The 23614-nt window shown below is 68.9% G+C and carries 25 protein-coding genes; 17 read left to right on the plus strand and 8 right to left on the minus strand.

Translation table 11 applies throughout. From position 1 onward, the window contains the following. Window positions 1-39: 39 nt before the first annotated feature. Window positions 40-1053: a metallophosphoesterase family protein gene (locus tag HDA45_RS05695; protein ID WP_184892525.1), complete on the plus strand. Its 1014-nt coding sequence runs from the start codon at window positions 40-42 to the stop codon at window positions 1051-1053. Between the two features lie 13 nt (window positions 1054-1066). Here HDA45_RS05695 and HDA45_RS05700 read toward each other — a convergent pair whose 3' ends face one another. Next, window positions 1067-2116, minus strand: coding sequence for an alpha/beta hydrolase (locus HDA45_RS05700; RefSeq protein ID WP_246480619.1), 1050 nt, complete (start codon window positions 2114-2116; stop codon window positions 1067-1069). Between the two features lie 37 nt (window positions 2117-2153). Further along, window positions 2154-3479: a cytochrome P450 gene (locus tag HDA45_RS05705; protein WP_184892527.1), complete on the minus strand. Its 1326-nt coding sequence runs from the start codon at window positions 3477-3479 to the stop codon at window positions 2154-2156. Window positions 3480-3637: 158 nt separating this feature from the next. Between HDA45_RS05705 and HDA45_RS05710 the strand changes: the two genes are divergently transcribed. Beyond that, window positions 3638-4459, plus strand: coding sequence for an SAM-dependent methyltransferase (locus HDA45_RS05710; protein WP_184905338.1), 822 nt, complete (start codon window positions 3638-3640; stop codon window positions 4457-4459). Window positions 4460-4506: 47 nt separating this feature from the next. Here HDA45_RS05710 and HDA45_RS05715 read toward each other — a convergent pair whose 3' ends face one another. After that, window positions 4507-6657: a putative bifunctional diguanylate cyclase/phosphodiesterase gene (locus HDA45_RS05715; protein WP_184892529.1), complete on the minus strand. Its 2151-nt coding sequence runs from the start codon at window positions 6655-6657 to the stop codon at window positions 4507-4509. Here HDA45_RS05715 and HDA45_RS05720 point away from each other — a divergent pair. From HDA45_RS05720 to HDA45_RS05755, 8 genes are all read left to right on the plus strand, one after another. Then, window positions 6656-6880, plus strand: coding sequence for a hypothetical protein (locus HDA45_RS05720; protein ID WP_184892531.1), 225 nt, complete (start codon window positions 6656-6658; stop codon window positions 6878-6880). The two genes, HDA45_RS05715 and HDA45_RS05720, sit on opposite strands and share 2 nt — an antisense overlap. 456 nt (window positions 6881-7336) lie before the next feature. Continuing rightward, complete coding sequence (locus tag HDA45_RS05725; protein ID WP_184892533.1) at window positions 7337-7909, plus strand: RNA polymerase sigma factor; 573 nt, start codon at window positions 7337-7339, stop codon at window positions 7907-7909. Continuing rightward, window positions 7902-8783 (plus strand): CU044_5270 family protein, encoded by an 882-nt coding sequence (locus tag HDA45_RS05730; RefSeq protein WP_184892535.1) that lies wholly within the window; start codon window positions 7902-7904, stop codon window positions 8781-8783. The genes HDA45_RS05725 and HDA45_RS05730 overlap by 8 nt, the downstream gene beginning before the upstream one ends. 196 nt (window positions 8784-8979) lie before the next feature. Further along, window positions 8980-9492: a hypothetical protein gene (locus tag HDA45_RS05735; RefSeq protein WP_184892537.1), complete on the plus strand. Its 513-nt coding sequence runs from the start codon at window positions 8980-8982 to the stop codon at window positions 9490-9492. A gap of 131 nt (window positions 9493-9623) precedes the next feature. Further along, window positions 9624-9893: an acyl carrier protein gene (locus HDA45_RS05740; RefSeq protein ID WP_184892539.1), complete on the plus strand. Its 270-nt coding sequence runs from the start codon at window positions 9624-9626 to the stop codon at window positions 9891-9893. Further along, window positions 9893-10474, plus strand: a complete 582-nt coding sequence (locus tag HDA45_RS05745) for a hypothetical protein (RefSeq protein ID WP_184892541.1) — start codon at window positions 9893-9895, stop codon at window positions 10472-10474. Before HDA45_RS05740 ends, HDA45_RS05745 begins: the two co-directional genes overlap by 1 nt. 178 nt (window positions 10475-10652) lie before the next feature. Beyond that, entirely contained in the window at window positions 10653-11294 is a 642-nt protein-coding gene (locus HDA45_RS05750) for a S1 family peptidase (protein WP_343071993.1), read from the plus strand. 67 nt (window positions 11295-11361) lie between these two features. Continuing rightward, on the plus strand, window positions 11362-12804 hold the full coding sequence (locus HDA45_RS05755) for a HEAT repeat domain-containing protein (protein WP_184892544.1): 1443 nt from the start codon (window positions 11362-11364) through the stop codon (window positions 12802-12804). Here the strand turns inward: HDA45_RS05755 and HDA45_RS05760 are convergent. Next, a complete protein-coding gene (locus tag HDA45_RS05760) occupies window positions 12798-13661 on the minus strand; it encodes a helix-turn-helix transcriptional regulator (RefSeq protein WP_184892546.1) in 864 nt (287 codons plus the stop codon). The genes HDA45_RS05755 and HDA45_RS05760 overlap by 7 nt on opposite strands. A gap of 182 nt (window positions 13662-13843) precedes the next feature. Here HDA45_RS05760 and HDA45_RS05765 point away from each other — a divergent pair, with 182 nt between their 5' ends. The 4 genes from HDA45_RS05765 to HDA45_RS05780 all read left to right on the plus strand — a co-directional run bounded on the left by HDA45_RS05765 (window position 13844) and on the right by HDA45_RS05780 (window position 16568). Then, complete coding sequence (locus HDA45_RS05765) at window positions 13844-14599, plus strand: SDR family NAD(P)-dependent oxidoreductase (RefSeq protein WP_184892548.1); 756 nt, start codon at window positions 13844-13846, stop codon at window positions 14597-14599. A gap of 131 nt (window positions 14600-14730) precedes the next feature. Beyond that, entirely contained in the window at window positions 14731-15291 is a 561-nt protein-coding gene (locus tag HDA45_RS05770) for a dihydrofolate reductase family protein (protein WP_184892550.1), read from the plus strand. Window positions 15292-15351: 60 nt separating this feature from the next. Beyond that, window positions 15352-15774, plus strand: a complete 423-nt coding sequence (locus HDA45_RS05775) for a DUF6292 family protein (protein ID WP_184892552.1) — start codon at window positions 15352-15354, stop codon at window positions 15772-15774. A 77-nt stretch (window positions 15775-15851) separates the two neighbouring features. Beyond that, window positions 15852-16568, plus strand: a complete 717-nt coding sequence (locus HDA45_RS05780) for an ANTAR domain-containing protein (RefSeq protein ID WP_184892554.1) — start codon at window positions 15852-15854, stop codon at window positions 16566-16568. Window positions 16569-16580: 12 nt separating this feature from the next. Here HDA45_RS05780 and fahA read toward each other — a convergent pair whose 3' ends face one another. The 3 genes from fahA to HDA45_RS05795 form a co-directional block, all read right to left on the minus strand. Then, a complete protein-coding gene (fahA, locus tag HDA45_RS05785) occupies window positions 16581-17756 on the minus strand; it encodes a fumarylacetoacetase (RefSeq protein ID WP_184892556.1) in 1176 nt (391 codons plus the stop codon). Next, window positions 17753-18598 carry a hypothetical protein gene (locus tag HDA45_RS05790; RefSeq protein ID WP_184892558.1) on the minus strand — a complete coding sequence of 282 codons (846 nt, stop codon included), beginning with the start codon at window positions 18596-18598 and terminating at the stop codon, window positions 17753-17755. The genes fahA and HDA45_RS05790 overlap by 4 nt, the downstream gene beginning before the upstream one ends. A gap of 174 nt (window positions 18599-18772) precedes the next feature. Next, window positions 18773-19306: a MarR family winged helix-turn-helix transcriptional regulator gene (locus tag HDA45_RS05795; RefSeq protein WP_184892560.1), complete on the minus strand. Its 534-nt coding sequence runs from the start codon at window positions 19304-19306 to the stop codon at window positions 18773-18775. Window positions 19307-19446: 140 nt separating this feature from the next. On the opposite strand from HDA45_RS05795, the gene HDA45_RS05800 reads away from it, so the two are divergent. Genes HDA45_RS05800 through HDA45_RS05810 form a run of 3 tightly spaced genes read left to right on the plus strand, consistent with a single transcriptional unit; the run spans window position 19447 to window position 22045 of the window. Beyond that, entirely contained in the window at window positions 19447-20061 is a 615-nt protein-coding gene (locus tag HDA45_RS05800) for a DUF1989 domain-containing protein (protein WP_184892562.1), read from the plus strand. Continuing rightward, window positions 20058-21179, plus strand: a complete 1122-nt coding sequence (locus tag HDA45_RS05805; protein ID WP_184892564.1) for an oxidoreductase — start codon at window positions 20058-20060, stop codon at window positions 21177-21179. Before HDA45_RS05800 ends, HDA45_RS05805 begins: the two co-directional genes overlap by 4 nt. Then, window positions 21176-22045, plus strand: coding sequence for a polysaccharide deacetylase family protein (locus tag HDA45_RS05810; RefSeq protein WP_184892566.1), 870 nt, complete (start codon window positions 21176-21178; stop codon window positions 22043-22045). Before HDA45_RS05805 ends, HDA45_RS05810 begins: the two co-directional genes overlap by 4 nt. Here HDA45_RS05810 and HDA45_RS05815 read toward each other — a convergent pair. Then, window positions 22033-23595 carry a PucR family transcriptional regulator gene (locus HDA45_RS05815; RefSeq protein WP_184892568.1) on the minus strand — a complete coding sequence of 521 codons (1563 nt, stop codon included), beginning with the start codon at window positions 23593-23595 and terminating at the stop codon, window positions 22033-22035. The genes HDA45_RS05810 and HDA45_RS05815 overlap by 13 nt on opposite strands. Window positions 23596-23614 lie beyond the last annotated feature (19 nt).

Here is a 23614-nt window from a genome sequence, read left to right on the forward strand (position 1 = left end):
TGGCTCGTTGGTACCGGTGGAGCTGAATGTGGGTGTTCGATGGATCGCAGGTCGTTCATGGTGGCGACGGGTGGCGCGGTGGCCGCGACAGCCGCGCTGGGTGCCCCGGCGGAGGCCACTCCCGGCTGGGATCCGCACGGACCGGCCGTACGATTCAACATCATCAGCGACATCCAGGGCGACCTCGCCGACTTCGGCAAGGCCCTGGACGACATCAACGCCACCAACCCGCGCGGCGCCGGTCTCGGCGTGGCGGGCGACATCACCCCGCGAGGCTACGACTTCGAGTACGCCCAGGTGCGGTCGATGCTGGACAAGCACCCGCACCCGAGAAACGTGGCCTGGGCCATCGGAAACCACGAGTTCTACGTCCCGAAGTGGCGCGACCCGGACACCCTCGCGCAGGAAACCTGGCCCAACGGCACCACCGAAGACTCGCTGTTCCGCAGCTTCTACAACTTCGCCAGGCGTAACACCGTCTACTCGGAGACGTCGTTCGGCGGGGTGCCGGTGCTGTGCATCGGCACCGAGCGCTACGCCAAGTACCACGACCCGAAGCTGTGGGACGAGGTGTGGCTCAGCGATCAGCAGTTCACCTGGCTGGAACAGCGGCTGGCGTACTGGGACCGGTGGCGCAAGCCGGTGATGGTGCTGACCCACCACCCGCTGCCGAACACCGTTTCCGGCACCCGCAACAAGCTCTACCTCAACGACTACCTCCAGGCCGACCGTCTCCTCCGCGTGCTCGGCAAGTACCGGGACGTCTTCCTGTTCTCCGGGCACACCCACTGGGACCTCACCCTGTCCGACTGGGTGACCCGCCGGGTCGTTCCGGGCAGCGGCAACCTCGAAGGCTTCACCGTGGTCAACACCGGCGCTGTGCAGACCGGCTGGGTCGACGACGGCAAGGGCGGCGAGGTGTCCCTGGGCGGCAGCTTCAACCAGGGCCTCCAGGTCGAGGTGCACCACCGCTCCGTGGTGATCAAAGCGCGTGACTTCACCACCGGCACCTGGCTCAAGCAGATCACCGTGCCGCTGCGGGACAGCCTCTGACCGGCTGACGCTGCTACCGAGACAGTCCCATGCTGTCGGCCCACTGTGTGACGGCTTGGTGGTAGTCCGGTGCGTTGGGTGCGTAGTTGATCGAATGGCCGTAACCGGGCAGGACGTAGGCCCGCAGTCGTGCGGCCGCGGCGTAATACGGTGCCTCGGACTGGAGCAGGCCGGCCGAGGAGGTGCAGTCGGTCGCGAGCGGGCCACAGAGGCCGCCGTCCCCGCCGCCGAGCGCGACCAGCACCGGCACGGTGATCCGCCTGGAGTACGGGAGAACGGTGGCGAGGGCGGCGGCGTCGAGCAGTTCGCCGGGGGCGACGACGTCCTTGGTGGCCTCGTCGTAGGCGGTCATCCCGGGGACGTCGATCCCGGGTGCGTGGAATGCCCCGTATCTGGCGCCGGGCTGGGTGGTCAGGTAGGTGGGGTCGAGCCCCCGCCTCGACATCACCGGGTCGAGCGCGACGGGGATGAACGAGCCGAGGACGACCAGCGCGCCGGGAGGATTGATGCGGTGTGCCAGCCCGGTGATCAGCACGCCGTCCACGTCGCGGTAGGTGCCTGCTTCGAGCACGGTGATGGCGGCGCCGAGCGAGTGTCCGCCGAGGATCACCTTGTCGAACTGCGAGCCGAGGTCGCCGTGCCGGATCGCCTGGATCACCTGGTGTACCACGTCGGCCTCGGTGAACGCGGTCAGCAGTGCGCTGGGCGGTTTGGAGCTGGCGCCCGTGCCGAGCCTGTCGATGGCAAAGGTTGCGTAGCCTGCCTTGTTCATCGCGAGCCGGAACGAATGGGTTTCCGGGGTGTGTGCGGAGTCCCAGTACACGCTGTTGTAGGTGGCACCGGGGACCAGCACCTGAACGGTTCGCGCGCCTCCCGGCGGTTCGCACAGCTTGCCGTGCACACTCTGGGGAAGCAGCCCGGCCAGCCGCACCGGGATGGTCACGTCCTGGCAGGACGCCGTATCGGCCTGAGCCTGCGCGTGCGTCAGCAGTGACCCGGCCAGCAGGATGGCGAACGTCAGCGCGCCGGCACGGCGCTTCACACTGCCATGACGCCAATGCATGAAAACAAACCTCCACTGAAATAGCGTGTTTCGACGATTATCGGAAGCGCGGGACGACCGTCATCGGCAGCCGGCTCGGATACGCGGTGGTCGTGTACTTCACCCGGACAGGCTTGTCCGAGACGGGAACCAGCCGCCAGCGCGCGGCGATCGTGGCCACGACGATCGCGATCTCGGTCATGGCGAAGGAATTCCCGATGCACTGATGGGCACCCGCTCCGAACGGGAGGTAGGCCCCGCGCGGCAGCTCCTTGGCCCGCTTGCCCGCCCAGCGGTCCGGGTCGAAACGATCAGGGTGGTCGTGGAACCTCGGATCGAAATGCATGGCGTGCGGGCTGATGATCACCTCGGTGCCCGGTGACAGGCGCACACCGCCCAGATCGACCTCCGCGGCGACCCGGCGCATGAGTATCCACAGTGGATACATCCGCAGGACCTCGTTGACGACCTGCCGCGTGTAGACGAGCCGTGGCACGTCCTCGGCGGTGGCCTCCCGGCCGCCGAGCACCTCGTCGATCTCGTCGTGGAGCTTCTGCTCGACCTCGGGGTGCCGGGCGATTTCGTGGAACAGCCAGGAAAGCGCGAGCGCGCTGGTCTCGATCCCCGCGGTGAGCAGGGTGATGACCTCGTCGCGCACCTGCTCGTCGGTCATCCCCTCGCCGGTGTCGGCGTCCCTGGCCAGTATCAGCATGGACAGCAGGTCGCTCCGCTCGGCCTGCTCGGCACGCCAGGTGTCGATGAGCTCCTCCACGATCGCGCGCATGCGGTCGACGGCCCCGTCGAACCGCCGGTTGGCCGGAATGGGGAGCTTCTCCACGAACGCGGGCGAGAGCACGCGGATCATGCCGTACTTGAGGATGACCGGGATCGACCGGCGGGCCTCCTCGATCGCGGCCTTGCCCAGTTCGGCGGAGAACAGCGCCTCGCCGACGATGGCGACCGCGAGTGCCTGCATGTCGTGGTCCACCTCGCGCACCTCGCCCGGCCTCCACGGCTTGACCAGATCCGCGGCCGCCCTCGTCATGATCCCGGCGTATCCCGCGATGGTGGCGTGGTGGAAAGCGGGTTGCATCAACCGGCGCTGCCGCACGTGAAGAGCACCGTCGGAAAGAGCGAGTCCGTTGCCGACGTACGGGCGGAATTTCTCGAACATCGCGCCCTTGCGGAAATGGCTCCCGTCGGCGACCAGCACCTGGTGCGTCAATTCCGGACTGGTCAGGAAATACGTTTCCATCGGGCCGAGGTAGACCCGCACCACGTCTCCCCGCGTGTACAACGACGACGTGAAACCGAAGCGACGCCGCAGCATCGCCGGAGTATGTCCGATCAACGGCCATCGACCGGGCGCAACCGGTACAGGCATCCGGACTCCATCGCCGACGCAGAAAGGGAACAAAACACGTTAGCGCCATTCGGCGGAAGCCCACAGCGCTCAATCGGGTGATTACACAGCCCCGACCCGATCACCCTGCCGGGCTGAGTAAACTCGACGGCTCTCCAAGGAAAAGCGATGGGATCGGGGTGTTGACACTGACGCGACTGCCGGATTGGGTCCCACCGGGGACCGACGACACGGTGCCCAGCGCCGCCCGGATGTACGACTACTTGTTGGGCGGTGGCCACAATTTCGCCGTCGACCGCGAGGCCGCCACGCGCGCCGAGCAAGTTGTGCCCCACGCGCGGGGTGTGGCGAGACTCAACCGCGCGTTCCTCCGACGGGCTGTCCGGTTCATGATCGACCAGGGCGTCCGCCAGTTCCTCGACATCGGTTCGGGCGTGCCGACCGTCGGCAACGTGCACGAAATCGCGCAGGACGCGGACCCGGAATGCCGGGTGGTCTACGTGGACCACGACCCCGTCGCGGTCGCGCACAGCGAACTGATTCTCGCCGGCAACGACCACGCCATCGCGCTCAAGGCCGACGCCCGTGACCCCTCACGGATCCTCAACGATCCGCAACTGCGTCGGCAGCTGAATTTCGACGAGCCGATCGGCATGCTGTTCCTGTGCCTGCTGCACTGGATCCCGGACGAATCCGACCCGGCCGGCCTCATGTGCCACTACATCGACGCGATGGCTTCCGAAAGCCATCTGGCGATCACACACATCACCGAGGACTACCAGCCCTACCAGATTCGGGAAGTACTCAGGATCGCGACAAAGGGCGGCGACCAGGTCACGCCACGCCCCTTCGACGACGTACTCACCATGTTCGGCGACCTCGAACTGCTCGAACCCGGCCTGGTCGGATGCGGCACCTGGCGCCCCGCGGGGCCCGGCGACATCGCTGAAAACCCGACATTGAACCAGGTCCTCTACGCCGGGATGGCACGCAAGCCCTGAAGCGGAACTCCGATCGCGAGGCGACTGTCCACTCAGGACAGTGAGAATCACCGGCCTTGAATCGGACCTGTCCGTCCACCGCCGATGAGGGAGCCGATGTCGGTCACCGGCCCCTCGTCGCCGGTGAACAGCGGGCCCATCCCCAGCTCGACTCCCGCTCGCTGCCACCACCGTGCCTGCGTGCTGGTTTCGAGATCACCGGCGAGCACGGTGATCCCGGCCTGGCGCACCAGCGCGATCATGGTCCTCGTCCCGGCGAGAACCATCGAATCCTCATCGAGGGCATGCCACACGAGACGAGAGTCGAGGCGTACGGCGCGTACCGGAAGGTCTTCCACCAACGCCAGCTCGCCCGGCGTCACGCCGAAGTCGTGCAGTACCACTCCTATTCCCAGGTCGGCGAGCACGCGCACGTTGTCGGCGATCTCGTATCCGGCTACGAGCAATGCCCCGGCCGGCAGGCCGAGCCACAACCGGTCGGGGGTTTGCGCGGCGCTGTCGAGAACTCCTCGGATCGTCTCGGCCAGCCGAGGATCGGCCAGCTGGTTCGGCGTGAGCGGTACCAGCAGCGGCATGTCCGAGCCGCCGTCCGCGGCCTTGTCCGTCCAGCCCCGCTTGACCAGCCACGCGCCGAGCGTGCCGATCAGCGCGGTGCGCTCGGCGAGTTCGAGGTACCGTTCCCTCGGCAGCAGTCCCAGCTCCGGATGTTCCCACCTCAGCCGCGCCTCGGCCCCGACGATCTCGCCGTCGGCCAGACGTACCAGCGGCTCGTAGCCGATGCCCAGCTCGCCGGTCTCCCAGGCGCCGGGCATGGCGGCCACCAGGCCGATGGCTTCCCTGGCTTGGACATCCCACACCGGGTCGTACCGTTCCCACCGGCCGGGCCCCTTGCCCTTGGCCCGCCGCATCGCCAGGTCCGCCGAACGCAGCAACTCGGCGGGCTCGACGTTGCGGGGAAGGTCTTCGACCACGCCGAAACTCGCCGTCACCGCCAGACCCTTGCCGTCGATGTAGGCGGGCTCCGACAGCTTCTCGTTGATCCGCTCGATCATCGTGACGACGTCCGGCGTGGTCGCCGAATTCTCGATCAGAATGCCGAACTTGTCGCTCTCGAACCGCGCGACCATCGCGTTCTCGCCCGCCACCACGGCTCTGAGCCGGTCCGCGGCGATCCGCAGCAGGCTGTCCCCCGCCTTCCTGCCGAGACCATCGGTGACCAACGACAACCCGTCGAGATCCACGTGGTACAGCGTCGCCGGATTCGGCAGGTGCAGCACGTGCTCAAGATGCGTTCCGAAGAACTGCCGGTTCGGCAGACCGGTGAGCATGTCGTGCAACAACTGGTGTCGCAGCTGGTTCTGCAGGAGCGTCAGCTCCGCGTCGTCGGACACGATCGTGACGTAGCCGTCCGAACCGCGTAGGAGCGAAGCGGTCAGCGTGGCCTGGAACAGGTCGCCGTCCTTGGTGACGAAGCGCGGGCGCGATCGCAGCCTGTCGATCTTGCCGTCCCGGAGATCGCGGTAGCCGTCCAGCAGGAGCCGCCGATCCGCCTCGTGCACGAACTCGAACAGGATGCCGCCCGTGACCTCGCTCGACTCCCGGTCCAGTATCCGGTGCAGGGCGGGATTCGTGCGGACGAGTCGCCCTTCGGGCCCGGTGACCGCGATCCCGCTCGGCGAACCGAGGAAGATCTCGTCCAGCTGGGCCTCACTGGCCCGCCACTCACGCTGCGACTCGCGGACCGCGTTGAGCAACGCCTGATCACTCGTGTCCCGCTGCTCGACGGCCGTGGAACGGATCGCCTCCACGTAGCCGGACGCCAGTGCACCGAGCAATCTGGCGACGCGCTCCGGCAACCGATCGGCGGATCGTGAATCCGCCGGTGCCAGCAAGGCGGCGGCGAGTACGTCCACCGTGCACTGCAGGCTCGTCTTGCCGACACAGTGCATCCGGACGAGTTCGGCGCCGACCTCCGCCGCGCCCTCGGTGGCGGGCCGATCCCCGGCCACCGCCTCGAGCAGCCGATCGAGCAGGCCGAGCAACTCCCGTTCGATCTGGTCGTGCGACAAGGGCAGGTAGGTGGTGCTGCTGACGAGATAGGCCCATTTTCGCGCGACCTTGACGCGTTCCCGCCGCGACGCGAGAGGCTGCGTTCCGGTGGGCCGCTCCTGTTCACCGGAAGATAGTGGCCTGGTCATGACGCTCGACCCCTTGATCTCCGTGTCCTCGACCGGCCGCTTTCGCCGATTCCGCTTTTCGTACGAGATCGATGAGGATACGGCAGACTCACCACCGGGTGATGCCCTAGCGGACCTTCTTGGCGACGCCGCCGTGGATACGCGAATCAATTTCGGCAATTTCCGAAATATCGCCCGTTCGATCAGCGTGAAGTCCTCGCACAATACCTCGACCTCATGGTAGCCGACCGCGCGCCGCCAGTGCGGTTCCAGGCATCATTGTGGCGCCGTCACCGCGTAGCTCGTTCGACTCGAGGCAAAAGCGTACTCACTACCGCCGAGTTCGCGGCTGGTCCATCAGTGTGATGGCACATCAACCGATGGAGTGTTGTCGTCAGATACCGATCGACACCTCGGTCTGCTGGAGATATTTCCCAGCGGGCCCGAAGTTGGTGAATCGCGCCCACTTTGTCAGTGAGTCGACTTCTCGAAAACATCATCTCCGGCTGTCGCCGATCCGTTTAGGGAATTCGCGTTGAATGCGGCCCCGCCCAAGACCAACCGCCCTGTCGCCACCGCCGCGTGCCGGTGCCAGCGGGCGGCACGGTACAGCTGGGTGGGAAGAAGAAGCCGGCCAGCGGCGAAGTGGTGGTGAAAGCTGGTTGCCGACAGGAAGGATCCACATGTCAGAGGTGGACATATGACAGCGAGAACGGGCGAGCAGGTGACCGATGCCGACCTGGCCGCCCGGCTGCCGCAAGACCCGGAACTGTTCACCGAAGTGCACGATCGCCACTTCACGGCCATCTACCGATACGTGGCCGGCCGCCTGGACGCGCAGACCGCGGAGGACATCGCCGCGGAGACGTTCCTCGTCGCGTTCGACCGGCGCGGAACGTTCGACGCCGAACGCGGTGAGGTGCGGGTCTGGCTGTTCGGCATCGCCACGAATCTGGTGGCCAGACACCGCCGCAAGGAGGCTCGCCACTATCGGGCGCTGGCCCGGATGAGCGTCGCACCAGCGGTCGAGGGGCACGAGAGCAGGGTGGTCGCGTCGGTGGCCGCCCGGCGGCTGCTTCCTCAGCTCGCGAACGCGCTGTCGCGGCTGTCCGCCGGGGAACGTGACGTGCTGTTGCTCGTGGCGCTCGGCCAGCTCGGATACGAGGAAGTGGCCGCGGCGCTCGGTATCTCCTCCGGCACGGTCGGTTCCCGGCTCAGCCGTGCACGCAAGAAGCTCAACTTCATCCTCACCCCGGAGGCACTCGATGAATGACCTGCAGACGTTGCGCGCCGCGCTGGCCTCGGACGAGCCGTCCCAGGACGTGGTCGATCGCAGCAGGCAACGGCTCCAGAACCGGATGCGCGGCGGCCGGGCCTCCCAGCGGCGGACCGGATGGCTGATCGCGGGCGCCGGACTCACGGCGGCGGCCGCCGCCGTGGCGATCGCGGTCATGCCGGCCGCACCGGTCGACGGTCCCCCGGTGCGAACGGTCAGTGGGCAGGAGATCCTGCTCGCGGCCGCCACCGCCGCCGAGCGTTCCCCCGAGGGGTCCGGTACCTACTGGCACGTGAACGTGACCGAGGTGGACGGCGCCGCTGCTTCGAGTGGATATGAGTACTGGATCAAGCCGGACGGTCGGTTGTGGATGCGGGGAGCGAAGACAGGAGGCAAGGTCACGCCGCTGAAGGGAACTTCAGCCACCCCGTTCTCGCTGGTCGCCGCCGATCTGACCCTCGAGCAGTTACGTGCCCTCCCGACGGACCCGGACGCGTTGAAGGCCTGGATCGCGGAAGCCCTCGAACGCAGCGACGCCCGGACGAGTGCGGGCACGCTCACCGCGAGCGACCGTGAACAAGCCGGCTTCCAGTCGTTGATCTCGCTGGTGTCCACACTGCCTGCCACGCCGGAGGTCCGGGCCACGGCCTTCCGCCTGATCGCCGACTACCCCGGTGTCCAAAACCTCGGCACGGTGCCGGGCGGGCATGGCCTGTTGCTGCCCGAGGGCGAGCGGCTCGTGGTCGATCCGGCGACCGGCCGGGTGAACGGGACGTCGATCTTCGTCACCATGGACGGGGCGATGTACCACGTGACCAACCCCGCCGGCGCCAAGATCAGCGCCGAGTGGACTGACACCCTGCCCGGGTAGCAGGCCGGTGGCCGGGAGCTGTCCCGCTCCCGGCCACTTCCGCGCCCCATCTGCGCATGAGTCGCCTCCCCACAACGGTGGAATCGACCCGCGATCCGCCCCGGGTGACAGTCTCCGGGCGGACTGTCGGCACGGAGCCGGTTTGAGGGCGGTTATGCCCTCCCTGCCTGCCGCATACCGCCCCTACGCTGCTGTGATGCTGGTAGTGCGGCTCTTCGTCACCCTGCTGTGGTTCGGCGTTTCGGCCGGCATACTCACCTACGCCGTCCACGACCTGAACGGTCGGAACGCGCCGACTTCCAGCATCGAAGGCACGGTCATCGCGCACCGGCAGGAGCCCTACATGTCCTCGCTGGACACGGAAACGCAGTTCACCTACTTCATCACCGTCCGCGGTGCGACCGGGGACTTCGAGTTCGGCAATGACCAGCAGGCGATCGACACCGAGCCGGGTACCCCGGTGGTGGTGCAGGTCTCGACGGCGACCGGCGGGATCGTGTTCCTGCGCAAGGGCGCCACGGTCGTGGATCTGCGCAACACCGTGGACAAGGACGTGGTCCTCATCGTGACCGGCGCGGTCGGCCTGCTCATCGCCTTGGTACGAGAATTCGCCGTCGACGACTACACCTACCCGCGGTGGCTGGGATTCGTCTTCGGCGTGCTCGCCGCGGCCGTCGGGGGATGGCTTGCCCTGATACTCGCCGCGTGACTCACAGGCAAGACCAACGACGGATCTCGCCATCCTCGACGTGTTTCCTGGGATACCTCAGCAGGCTCGGCCGATCGGTTGCCGAACCAGCTATGTCGCCTCGACGAAGTCGGCATGCCAGAATGGCGCGCATGGGGATACCGAAGGCGCCGAACGATCGCGAGCGGTGCCTCACGGTGGTGCGGGACGAAGCCGCTCGTGTCCTCGGGCTGGAGAGCTTGGACAGCGGTGATGACGACACCGATCTGTTCAGCTTGGGCCTGATGTCGCTGACCGCGGTCGAGCTTGTCTCCAGCCTGCGCCACAAACTCGGTGTGCCGGTCGGGGTTCGCACGTTGTTCGATGCTCCAACCGTCAGTGCCCTCGCTGCTCTCGTCGAGGCTTCAGGAAAGCCGATCTGATGTCCGCTGGGACACTCACGGTCCTGCTCCCGCTGCTGACGCTGTTGCTGGGTGGAATGATCGGTGCTCTCTCGGGCCTTGTGCTGGAGAATCGCAAGCAGGCCAACGGGATCGCGACCAAGGTCATCGAGACTTACCTGGAGCTGCGCAAGCAGTTGTGCGAGGAGATCAGTCAGCTCGCGAGCCTGCACATCGGCTCCCTGCCGAGCGCAGACGAGTTGTCGAGGAAACGGGACGCGATCTCGACCCTGCACTACCGTTACTACGACTTCATGCCCAAGCGAGTTCTTCAGGAGATCAACTGCCTCTATGCGTGTCTTGGCGACCGGGAGAACCGGCTCTGGGTCATCCGCGACAACGAGTTGAGGCTCGCCGACGACAACGAAATCCTCGCGATGATCGAGGACATCTCCGTTGTCGACAACTTCAAGTACTACGCGCTGATCCCGCTCGAGAGCGACGACCGCGATACCCGCCGGGCGGCCTCGATCAACTATCAGGCCAGACGTGTGCTCCGGGTCGTCAACCAGGACCTCACGATCCGCGCGCTCGTCAAGGGGGCGAGGAGCCTACGCAAGTAGGGAGTTGCGGGAATGGCTGGATCAGTCACTTTCGGCGGCCGACCGCTTCTGATCACTCGTCAGGCTGACTCCCATTGCGTCGCGGAGCGCGCGGCACTGGACTGGTCGCAGCTATCCAGTCTGCAAAGGACGGAAGGACACGACCATGTTTGGCTGCTCACGTCGTAAGCAGGCCGGGGTGCTGATTTCCGCGGTGGCGGCGGTCTTGTCGGCTTGCCCGGTCGTCTCCGCGGCGCCGTCCTCGGCCGGTGCGGCAGAGCAGTCGGCGGTGAACGGCGGTGATGCGATGTACACGGTCTCGCCGGGCCCCGGCCGTGAACCGTATTACTGCTCAGCGGGGTTCGCGATCCTCGTCAAGGGCGTCCGGTACATCCTCACGGCCGGGCACTGCACCGAACACGGGCTGGACTGGCAAGGTGTCGGTCCCAACGTGGACACCCATTTCCCGGTGACCGACTACGGCCGCGTCCGGGACCTTTCCGGCTCCGGGCACAGCCGGGTCAACCTCTACGACGGCGGCACCCAGCGGATCCTGCGCGCGGGCACCCCGCAGGTGGGGCAACCGGTGTGCAAGAGCGGCATGACCACGAAGAAGACGTGCGGGAAGGTCCTCGGCCTGAACCAGACCGTGAACTTCGGCAAGGGCAAGCAAGTCGTCGGGACGATCGCCACCGACATCCCCATCGGGAGCGGCGATAGCGGCGGCCCGCTGTTCTACGCCGGCGTCGGCTACGGAGTGCTGTCCGGCGGGAACAGCCAAGTCAGCTTCTTCCAGCCGCTGCGTTCCGTGCTTAACGCCTACGGCGCCACCCTCGCCTGAGGCGCGCACCCGGAGAAGCTGATCCCGCGGGCGAATTTCGGTGGCGCGGCCGGGCACACTGGAGATCATGCGCGAGCATCGGGATTCGGTCACCGCCATCGGGGACGCCTTGGTGGCGCGGCTGGTCGAACTCGAACCGACCAAGCCGGAGGGCTGGTCGGCGGCACGCATCGAGGCGCGTGAGGCGCTCGACCACCATGTGCACGCGGTCGTGTCCGATCCGGTCGGGCCGGCCTGGCTGGCCACCCTGGCGGCTCATCCGAACGGCATGATCCGCGCCATCGCGGTCGGTGCCCTCGGTTCCGGCCACGATCCCGCCCATCAGCCGATCCTCGTGCGGGCCTTGTCCGACCCTGCCGCCAACGTCGTCCAGGCCGCCCTGGAGGGTCTCACCGCACAGTCCTCGGACGAGGTGTTCGACCTGCTGGTGACGCTGCTGAACGAGACGGATCGCGATCGGGCCTGGCTGAGCCGCGGCGCCGCCCAGCGCATCGCCGAGACCAGCGACCCGAGACGGCTGGACGTCCTGGCCGACGCGCTGGGGCGGGTGCGGCACGGCGCGGCGCACGACATCACCCGCGCACTGAGCCGCGCCGGTGACCTTCGGGTCGCGCCCGTGCTGATCGAGCACCTCCGCCACCGCCGTCCGGGTCGCTTCGCGGCCGCGGAGGTGCTCGGCAACCTGCGGGTCGCCGAGGCGGCCGGCCCGCTCATCGACGTCCTGCGCGAGTCCGACGGCATCCAGGCGCTGCCCGTGGTGGAAGCACTGGGCAAGCTCGAAGCGCCCGACGCCGCGTCGGCGATCTTGCCGCTGCTCGACCATGATTCCTCTGACGTTCGTGAGGGTGCCCTGCTGGCCCTGAACCGGATCGGCGGGCCGTTGGCGACGCCCGCCGCCCTCAAGGCCACCGACGACGTCCACCCTGCCGTCCGCGCGCGGGCCTTCCGCGTCCTGGCCAAGCACGGCGACCACCGCGCTCTCGGCCGGTTGGCCGCCGCCTGCGAAGGCTGGCACGTCCACACCGCCCTCACCGGCCTGGTTCGCTTGGCCGACGACTCGGTCGCGCTCACCGTGGTGCAGGTGCTGCTGACCACCGACGAGCGGCGTGTCCGCAAGCTCGCCGGACGAATCCTCGCCCGCATCGGCACGCGGTACCACCTGCCCGGCCACGATCCCGACCCCCTCGTCCGCCGCGCCATCGTCTGGATCATCGGACAACGAGCCGACCCCGCCTACATCTGGACGCTGACCAACGCGCTCGAGGACGAGGACGAGTTGGTCCGATCCCGCGCCGCCGCGGCGCTCGGACGGATCACCCACGACAAGACGATCCCGCTGTTGACCAAGGCCCTACGCGACACCAGGCCACGCGTCCGGGCCAACGCCGCGACCGCACTGGGCCGAACCGCTCCCACCGGCCTGCGTTCCCTTCTCGCCGACGCTCTGGTCGACCCCCACCCCGCCGTCCAGTCCGCCGCCGCCGCGGCTCTGCGAGCGACCGATCACTGACTGTCCTTCGTGGACTGTGGCGTCGCCGTGCGCGTGCGGTACGTGGTGGCGTGGAGGCTGCTCAACAACGCGAGGGCGTGGGCGCTGGGTGTGGCGGGTTCGGCGTGGTAGATGACCAGTTGCTGGCCAGGGGCGCTGCGCACGTCGAAGGCCTGGTAGGTGAGAGTGAGCGGGCCGACATCGGGGTGTACGAGCTGTTTGGGTTCGCGGGTCTTGCCGCGCACCTGGTGGGTCTCCCACAAGGCACGAAAGTGCGCGCTGCCCTCGCTGAGTTCGGCCACCAGACGTTCCAGGGCGGGGTCTTGCGGGTTGAGACCCGCGGCTACTCGCAGGTTCGCCACGGTGGCCTGTGCGGTCCAGTCCCAGCGGGCGTAGAACTGTTGTCCCTCGGGGTCGAGGAAGGTCATGCGGGCGAGGTTGTCCGCCGCGCGGAATGGTGAGAACAGCGCGTCGGCCAGGGTGTTGGTGGCCAGTACGTCCAGAATGTGGTTGAGCACGAAGGCGGGAGTGTGCGGATAGCCGTCCATGAGTTGCCGCAGTTCGGGGCTCACGGTCCGGGATGCCGGCGAGGGTGTGTTGTCCGGTGTGGCACCGGCCAGCCGGTACAGGTGCTCGCGGGCGTCGGGGTCGAGATCCAGCGCGCGGCACAGGGCGTCGAGCACCTGCGGTGACGGGTGGGTCTCGCGGCCCTGTTCCAGGCGGGTGTAGTAGTCGGCGTTCACCCCGGCGAGGACGGCGACTTCTTCGCGGCGCAGTCCGGGCACTTTGCGCCGGCCGGAATAGAGCACGCCCGCGTCTTCGGGTGTCCGTTGTGCACGGCGCGCGCGCAGGAACGCTCCCAGCTCACCACTGCCCATGACATCAGGGTAGGTCGCGGTCCGTCCGGTTGGGTGGGTGCGGCACACCCGGTCACCACACGTCCTGCCTTCGCCTTTCGCCGTGGTCGACGCTGGTCGGTATAGCGAGCGATATCGACGTGGTCGGCGTGTGGATCACCGCCGCCTGACCACCCCGGCAACCACAGGAAAGTAGAGACATCATGCCCGCACGCCTCGACGGCAAGGTCGCGTTGATCACGGGCGCGACCGGCGGTATCGGTCACGCCACCGCGGAACTGTTCGCCCGTGAAGGAGCAGGCCTGGTCGTCACCGACATCTCCCAGGACACCACGGAAAAGCTCGCCGCACGTCTGCGAGCCACCGGCGCCGAAGTGCTGGCGGTCCGGTTGGACGTCACCTCTCCGGAGAACTGGAGTGAGGCGATCGAACTCACCCGGCGGCGCTTCGGCCGCCTCGACGTCTTGGTCAACATCGCCGGTGTCGTGGACTGGCCCGGTGTCGAGGAGACCACGAAGGATGGCTGGGACCGGGTGGTCGCGGTCAACCAGACCGGAACCTGGCTTGGGATGAAGGCCGCCATGCCCTTGCTGCGCGCCTCCGGCAACGCGTCCGTCATCAACACCTCCTCGGTGCTCGGCCTGGTCGGCAGCGGAGCCGCCGCCGCGTATCAGGCGACCAAGGGAGCGGTGCGGCTGCTGACCAAAACCGCCGCCGTCGAATACGCCACCCGTGGCGTCCGGGTCAACTCCGTGCACCCCGGTGTCATCGCCACCCCGATGATCCAAGACCTGCTCGACGAGCAGGGCGACCGGCAACCCGATATCGCGCGTACCCCGATGCGCCGCGCGGGCAGCCCCGCCGAGGTCGCTTCCACGATGCTCTTCTTGGCAGGCGACGAATCATCGTTCGTCACCGGGACCGAACTCGTCGTCGATGGTGGACTCACCGCGCACTGACGCGATCGCGACCAGGAGCCAGGAAAGCACCGCGGCGAGCTTGAGCGAAGAAATCGGGAGGAAGGCGCACACCTGACTAGGCTGATCCAGTATCCGCCTGAGCCGTATCCCCAGCCGCCGAGGAGTGCCCGATGATGCCGGTGATCTACTCGATGAGCGTTTCGATGGACGGTTTCATCGCGGGACCGGACGGCGACTTCGGCTGGAGCGCTCCCGAAGCGGAGGTGTTCCGCTTCCACGTCGAGCAGACCCGTCGGCTCGCCGGATATCTGTGCGGGCGCAACCTGTACCGGGAAATGCTGGTCTGGGAGACCGCCGAGCAGACCATGTCCGGGGAGGCGGAACTGGAGTTCGCCCGGCTCTGGCGGCCGATCCCGAAAGTGGTGTTCTCGCGGACGCTGGACACGGTGGAGGGCACCGCGCGCCTGGCCACCGACGACCTCGCCACCGAGGTCGCCAGGCTTCGTGACCGGCCGGGTGACGGTGTGGTGTCCATCGGCGGGGCGAGTCTGGCCGCGGACGCCATCGCCGAGGACCTGATCGACGAGTACCGCCAGTTCGTCTACCCGGTCGTCCTCGGCGGCGGCACCCCGTATTTCCCGCCACTGGCCGAATCTCACGACCTGCGGCTGGTCGAGTCCCGGAAACTGGGTTCCCGGGTCGTCTACCTTCGGTACCGACGTCTTCGCTGAACCGGTTTGAACCGGCGGTTTTCCGGACATCCAGTACACCGACCGTGAGGTGGCGATCGGATGGAAACGAACTTCGGCGAAGCGGCCTTACAGGGCCTCCAACGTTATGTGCGCGGCGTGAACGAGGCGCTGGGATTGCACGGTGACGCGTTCTACACCCAATCCGAGCCGACGGCGAGCGCGTACATCGCCTTGGAGCGGCGGCTTCCCGACCGGCCGGACCGCGATGTGGCGTTGCTCTGGACGGAGCGGCACGGGTGGGCGTTGACCGTCGAGACCCACGCCGGCGAGGACCTCGTCGTCGCCGGTTACCTCACCGCGGAGCCGCTTCCGGCGCCCAGGGTGGTGGCCGAGTTCGCCCATGGCCTGCTCTCGGGCGAACGCTCGCCGCGACCCGAACCGCCCCCTTCGTACGAGGGCGAGGACGATCTGGCGCACCGGCTCGCGGCGTATCCGAAGCCCGCCTTCCCCCGGCGCGGGTGAGCGCGTCGTTCCGTGCTGCGGCTTCGTGTTCCGGTGGGTGATGATGGAACCGGATCCCCGGAACGGAGGTGGCGACGGTGGACGGTCGGCGCCGGGAGCGGTTGTGGCGGCTCGTCACCGAACGCGTGGCGGACCGCGACCCTGACACCGGATGGGTCGGTGTGGTCTGCGCGGTCGCCGTCGGGGAACTCGACGTCGACGGCTCGGCGGTCTCCTTGCGCCTGCGCGATCACGATCAGGAACTGGTGGCCGCGGACGGCCCGTGGGCCACGTCGTTGGAGGAACTCCAGTACACGGTCGGCGAAGGCCCCGGCGTCGAAGCCTTCGCCGTCGGTGATCCCGTGCTGGTCGACGAACTCGCCGCCGACGAACAGCGCTGGCCGGGGTTCGCCGACGGTGCCGCGGAGAGCGGGGTCGGCGCGGCGTTCGCCTTCCCGCTCGGGATCGGCGCGCTCCGGCTCGGCACCCTGGATCTCTACCGCCACGAGCCCGGAACGCTGGGGCGGGAGGGATTGGGCGACGCGCTCGCACTGGCCACCATCGCCACGACGGCGCTGCTCACCGACAGCAACGGCGGGGACGACCCGCACGCGCACTGGGCGCGGCCCGACGTCGCGGGTCACTACGACGACGTGAACGTCGCGACGGGAATGCTGGCCACGGAACTCGGGATCAGCCTCGAAGACGCCTTGGTGCGGTTGCGCGCCCACGCGTTCAGCCACCGGCTCCCGGTGACGGAGGTCGCGCGGGCGGTGCTCAACCGGCAGTTGCGCCTCGATGCGCCGCTGGAGTGAGCGGCCCCTCGCTCACTTCGCGGGCAGCACTCGGCCCCGCACCTCGCCGAATCCGATCCGCGCGCCGTCCGCGCCGGGTGCGGTTCCGGTGATCACGACCTCGTCGCCGTCCAGCAGGAAGGTGCGCTCCTCCCCCTTGACCGTGAGCGGTTCCTTGCCACCCCACGACAATTCGAGGAACGCGCCGCGCTGGTGCTTCTCCGGTCCGGAGATCGTTCCGGAGCCGTACAGGTCGCCCGTGCGCGACGAAGCGCCGTTGACCGTCAAATGGGCGAGCATCTGGGCGGGCGACCAGTACATCTCGCGGAACGGCGGGCGGCTGACCTCCTCGCCGTTCCACTCGATGACCAGGTCGATGTCGAGGCCCCACGGCTTGCTTTCCCGCAGGTACGGCAGCGGCACCGGATCCAGCTGGCCGGGCAGCGGGACCCGCGCGGCCTCCAGCGCCAGGATCGGTACGACCCAAGGGGAGATCGAGGTCGCGAAGCTCTTCCCGAGATGCGGGCCCAGCGGAACGTATTCCCACGCCTGGATGTCGCGGGCCGACCAGTCGTTGAGCAGGACGGCGCCGAAAACGTGGCGGGAGAAGGCATCCGGGGAGATCGGGGTGTTCAGCGGGGTTCCGGTGCCGACGACGAAACCCAGTTCCGCTTCGATGTCCAGCCGCGTACTCGGACCGAACACCGGCGCGGCGTCGGCCGGGGTCTTGCGCTGACCGCTCGGGCGCACGATGTCCGTGCCGGAGACCAGGACCGTGCCGGACCGCCCGTGGTAGCCGACCGGGAGGTGTTTCCAGTTGGGCAGCAACGGTTCCGCGTCGGGGCGGAACAGCCTGCCGACGTTCGAGGCGTGGTGCTCGGAGGCGTAGAAGTCGACGTAGTCCGCGACCTCGATCGGCAGGTGCGTGGTCACCCGCGCGACGGGATGGACCACGCCGTCGGGGAGTTCACCGGCGATCAGCTCGCGGATCCGCTCGCGGACCGCCACCCAGCGGTCGTATCCCTGCGCCATGAACGGGTTCAGCGTCGGCGCGGCGAAGACGTCGTCACCGAGGGCCGCGGCCAGGTCGAGAACCGAGTCCCCGACACGCACGCCGACACGAGGGGAATCGCCGTCGACGGAGAACACGCCGTAGGGCAGGTTGCCGATCCCGAACAGGGAGCCTGCGGGGATGTCGATCGTGGTCATGCCTCTCCTCGGGGCTTCTCGAGCAGGCCGAGTCCGGCCAGTTCGGTCAGGGGGTCGGTGATGCTGCAGGTGCCGAACGACGTGAAGCCCGCGCGGGTGGCGGCGGCCCGGTCCGCGTCCAGCGCCCGCAGACGGGCGGCGACGACCGCGCCATCCCGTTCCGCGAGCAGGGCTTCGGGGTCGCCGTCGTCGTGGAGGACGGCGTCGGTGGCCAGCAGCAGGTTCAGGAATCCGTGCTGTTCGAAGCCGGTCTCCGGGTCGGTGTTGCGGAGCGCGTGGTGCAGCCCGGCGGTGGCCTTGAACGGAACACCCGCCCCGACGGCCGTCCGGACGGCGTCGGCGAGTTCGGCTTCGCCGGGGTACAGGTCGGCCCGCACGCCGCCGGTGCGGAACTTCGCGCGGTGACCGGTGCCGGACAGGGCGGTCAGCAGCGGGACACGCCGGTCGTCACGCGGGATCTCGACGTAGACCGGTGCGGTGGCACCGGAAAGCGCGGCGAGCACCTCGTCCGGTCCCATCCCGTCCGGGACGGCGATCTCGAGTGCTTCGAGCTTCACCGGCAGCGCGCCGACGGCCCCGAGCACGCCATCGAGCCGCGCGGGGCCGCCCGGCAGGGTCACCGCGACCGGCAGCGGGAGAGCCCGCTCGCCCAGCACCTCGGTGAGGTCGTTCAGCGCGGTGGCGGCGACCACCAGCGGTCCGACGAGGTCCGCGTACCAGGCCGAGACGTGCTCGTCGTGCGCCACGACGGCGTCCGGCAGCGGAGCCAGACCCGGCGGAAACACCGCGGCGTCGTCGCACAACCCGGCGAAGAGCGCGGGAATCCGTCCGGCGTCCACCATGGTCTCCTCCTCGCCGATTTAGTTCACACTTTTACTATCCGTGGGGCAGCGTAGTCCGGTCTTCCGGGCGACGGGAAGGGTCCGATGGAGCTGAAGGGGCCTTTCCCCGCATCCGACGTGGTGAAGGGCGCTTTCCTCACATCGCATGCGGTGAAAGCGTCCTTCAGCCGCCCCCTAGTTGCGGCTCCGGGTGCCGAACTCCTCGCGGCTCGTGATCAGCTTCCCCAGCAGCATCACGAGGATGCGCTGTTCGGTCTCGGTCAGCGCGTTCGTCCAGCCGAACTCGCGTTCGTTGTGCTCTCGGAAGACCGAGACCATCTCTTCGTGCCCGGCCTCGGTCAGCGACAGCTGCACCGAACGGCCGTCCCGCTCGTCGGGGACCCGGTGGAGCATCCTCTCCGCGACCAGCGTCTTGACCAGATTCGACACCGCCGCGCGGCTCATCCCGGTCAGCCGGGCCGCGCTCGTCGGTTCGAGCGGGCCGGCGAGCCACACCACGAACAGCAGCCGGAACGCCGACCACGACCGGCCGCGCGGCCGGTGCACCGCCGCCTCGAGGTCGTAGGTCACCAGGTCCGAGGCACGGTTGAGGGTCAGCAGCACCTCTGTCGCCAGCTGATGCCGAAAGCCGTACTCCTGCGCGAGCCGCCGGTTCGCCAGCGCCACGAACGACCAGAAGTCCAGCCCGGCCGTTTCCCCGTCTTCCATCGCCGAACACTAACCCCGCGGCACGAAAATGGTCAAAGTCGAAACTAGTTTCACGCTCCTGGAGATTTCTCCACCTGGAGAGCAGGATCATGGATGTTCCTCCATGGCGGGAGCACCCCCTTCACCGGTTTGCTGAAGACATGAGCAGAACGGAAGTGCCACCGGGGACCGCCAAGGCCGTCCGGGTGGCCGCGGGAGAGCTGGTGCGGGTGATCGACGTCGACGGCGGCCAGGTCGGCGACGTGTTCGCGTTCCGGGACAGCGGAAGCGACCTGGCCGAGCACCACAGCGCGGCGCACACCCGCGCCGCGAACGACAGGCTGTTCCCTGTCGTCGGCGAGTCCTTCGTGACCGACCGGCGCCGCCCGATCCTGACCCTGGTCGAGGACACCTCCCCCGGCGAGCACGACATGCTCATCCCGGCCTGCGACCCGGCCCGGTACGCCGCCCTGGGGGCGCCCGGTCATCGGTCCTGCGCGGAGAATCTGCGCGAGGCACTTGCCGAGACCGGGCTGACCTTCACCGGCCCGACTCCCCAGCCGATCAACGTCTTCATGCGCATCCCGGTCGGCGAAGACGGGCGGCTGAGCTGGCTGACAGCGTCTTCACGGCCCGGCGACGCGGTGACCCTGCGGGCCGAAATGGACTGCGTCGTCGTGGTCTCCGCCTGTCCCCAGGATCTCGTGCGGATCAGCGCCGCCGGACTCTCCCCGCTCGCCATCGAAACCGTCCACAATGGAGGATCACGATCATGACCACCACCGTCGAACACCCCGCGCTCGCCCCGGTCACGCTCGGCGACCTCGCGCTGCGCAACCGCTACGCCGTCGCCCCCATGACCCGGGTCTCGGCCTCGCCCGACGGCACGCCGACCGGCGAAATGGCCGACTACTACGCCGAATTCGCCCGCGGCGGGTTCGGACTGGTGATCAGCGAGGGCACCTACACCGACACCGCGGCCAGCCAGGGATATCTCAACCAGCCGGGCCTCGCCCGCGACGAGCACGTCGCGGGCTGGCGCGTGGTCACCGCCGGAGTCCGCGCGGCGGGCGGGCGGATGATCGCCCAGCTCATGCACGCCGGGGCCATCTCCCAGGGAAATCCGCACCGGGAGCACACCGTCGGCCCTTCGGCCGTCCAGCCTCGCGGGGAGATGATGCCCGCGTACGGCGGTTCCGGACCGTGGCCCGCTCCCCGCGAACTGACCACCGCCGAGATCGACGACATCGTCGACGGTTTCGCCGCCGCGGCCCGGCGCGCCCGTCAGGCCGGTTTCGACGGTGTCGAGGTGCACGCGGCCAACGGCTACCTGCTCGACCAGTTCCTCACCGACTACACCAATCAGCGCGCCGACTCCTACGGCGGCCCGGTCTCGCACCGGATCCGGCTGACCGCCCGCGTCGTGACCGCCGTCGCCGAAGCCGTGCCCGAGCTGCTGACCGGCGTGCGGCTTTCGCAGACGAAGGTCAACGACTTCACCTATCGCTGGCCCGGCGGCCGCGACGACGCCGAGGTGATCTTCGCCGCGGTCGCCGAGACGGGCGCGGACTACCTCCACATCGCCAGCGAGGGCCGGAACTGGCTGGAGACGGCGAAACTGGCCGACGGCGGCACCATCACCGCCCTCGCGCGGCGCGTCACCGGACTGCCGGTGATCGCCAACGGCGGGATGCACGACCCCACCCAGGCGCACGAGGTGCTCACCGGCGGGCACGCCGACCTGCTCTCGCTCGGGCACGGCGCGCTGGCCAACCCCGATCTGCCCGCCCGCGTCGCCGCGGCGGAACCCCTGGAGGAGTTCGACCGGGCGATGGTCTCCCCGACGGTCACGGTGGCGAACGCGCGCCGCTGGCGGGAGAGTCGGCAAGCGTGACGGAAACGAGCTGGCACGGCGGCGCGGCCGCGGTGGCGACCCTGACCTTCGACGTGGACGCGGAATCCCCGATCCTCGCGCGGGGACGGGGCTACGCCGACCACCTGTCCACCATGTCCCATCAGGCATACGGGCCCCGGGTCGGGGTGCCGCGCATCCTCGGCCTGCTCGACGAACTGGCCGTACCGGCGACGTTCTTCGTACCGGGCTGGGTCGCCGAACAGCGGCCCGGCCTGGCCGCCGAGATCGTGGAACGGGGGCACGAGGTGGCGCACCACTCCTACAGCCACCGGCCGCCGACCACGATGACCGCCGACGGGCAACGGGCCGATTTCGAGCGGGGCATGGCGGTCTTCGCGAGCCAGGGCATCGAAATCAGCGGGCATCGCGCGGCGGGCTGGGAGTCCACTTGGGACACTCCGGCGCTGGTGGCCGAGCACGGGCTGAGCTATGACTCGTCGCTGATGGCCGACGACCGGCCCTACCTGATCGAAACCGGGGCGGGCCGGATCGCCGAACTTCCCGTGCACTGGTCGCTCGACGACTGGGAGCAGTACGCGTTCCTTCCCGCGCCGCAGATCGGATCGGTGATCACCTCTCCCGTGCGGGTACTGGAGATGTGGCGCGCGGAACTGGACGCGATGCGCCGCTACCGATGCCTGTTCAACCTGTGCCTGCACCCGTTCCTCTCGGGCCGCCCGGGACGGCTCGAAGCGGTGCGCGCGCTCATCGAGTTCGGACTCGGCCTCGGCGACGTCCGGTTCGCCCGGTGCCGGGACGTGGCGGCCGCGGCGCTGGCCGATCCGGCCCTGCCCGCGGAACCCTTGCGGCGCCTCGAAGTCGACCCGGCGGTCTACCCTGACTGAGCCGCCTCGAGCGCCAGGAACAGGTCGACCCGGTCCGCGGTCCGGCCGATGTCGCGGCCGGTCAGCTCGGTGACCTTCGCCAGCCGATTGCGCAAGGTGTTGACGTGCACGAACAGGGCCGCGGCGGTGGCCGCCCACTGGCCGTCGTGGTCGAGGAACGCCCGCAGGGTCGTCTCCAGGTCGCCGTCGCGGACTCGGTCGTGCTCGCGCAGCGGACCGATCAGGGCGTCGGCGAAGGTGTGCCGCCACTGTTCGTCGTGCGACTCCAGCAGCAGCCGGTAGCTGCCCAGCTCGGCGAAACTCGCCGCCACCGGCCCGCCGCGCCTGCCGCGAAGCACCCGGCAGGCTTCGCGGCTGCGCGACAGCGGCTCGCGCAGCCCGGCCGCTCCGGACACCGGATCGGCCAGTCCGACGACCACGCGACCACCGGACAGCCGATGGGACACGGCCGCCGCCAACCGGGGCGCGAAGGCGGCGGGCGACTGCCTCCCCGCGCGGAAGGGCAGCACCGCCACGACGTCCCGGCTGCCCGCCGCCACGACCGCGGGCAGTCCGTCCGCCAGCAGGAAGTCCGTCACGGCCTCCGCCATCCCCGGCGGGGTCGCGGTGGTGTCGTCGCCCGCGAACGCCAGCGCGATCACCGCCAGCGGACCGTCCGGGTCGACGCCGAAAGCTCGCAGCCTGCCGGGCACCTCCGCGACCCGCTGCGCGCCGGAGAGCACCATGTCCAGCAGTTCGACGGCGAACCGCATCTCGATGGCCTGCACCGCCTGGTGCCGGGCCACTTCCAGGCTGAGGTAGCGGGCGGTCTGCTCCAGTGCGTCCCGCTCCTCCCCCGTCAGCTCCGCCACGGGACGCAGGCACAGGAGCGCGGCGTCCGCCTCGCCGATCGCGCCGACCGGGAACAGCGCCGCCCGCGTCCCCGCGCCGAGATCCGCCTCCAGCGGCGGCGGACGCCTGGCCAAGGCCTCCGCCGCGGCGCGCGACTGGCCGGCGTCCAGTTCGGCACCGGCGGACGCCAGTTCCCGGCCCATCCGGTCCACGACAGCCAGCGGCAGCTCGTGCTCACCGCGAAGGACGGCGAGCACCCCGGACGCCCCGGCGCCCCTCGACAGCGCCGAAGTCAGCTCGTCCCCTCGGCGCACCAACGACATCAGCGCGTTCTGCCGGTCCGCGGCCTGGATCGCGGCCGCGGCGCGCGTGACCGCCGTGAACGGCACCGCCACCGAGATCTCCAGCAGGGGCAGCCCGGCTTCCCGGCACGCCTCGGCGAGTTCCGGAGGGGTGTCGCGTTGCTCCACGCGCAGGCCGAAGATGATCCCCGCCGCTCCCGCGCGGACCACCCGCGCGACGAAATCCGCCGGGCCGGTGCGGTCCAGCCACAGGCCGTTGGTGAGCACGACCTCGTGCTCACGCACATACGGCGCGGGATCGGGCAGCTCGGTGTTGTGCACCCAGAGCACCTGCTCGGCCAGTGCCCCGTCGCGGCCGGGGACGACCACCCGCAGTTCGAGATCCGGGTCCGCGACCAGCGCCGCCAAGCTCAGCATGGCTGTGAATATATCCAGC

Origin of the sequence: Amycolatopsis umgeniensis (assembly GCF_014205155.1) — a bacterium.
Classification (GTDB): domain Bacteria; phylum Actinomycetota; class Actinomycetes; order Mycobacteriales; family Pseudonocardiaceae; genus Amycolatopsis; species Amycolatopsis umgeniensis.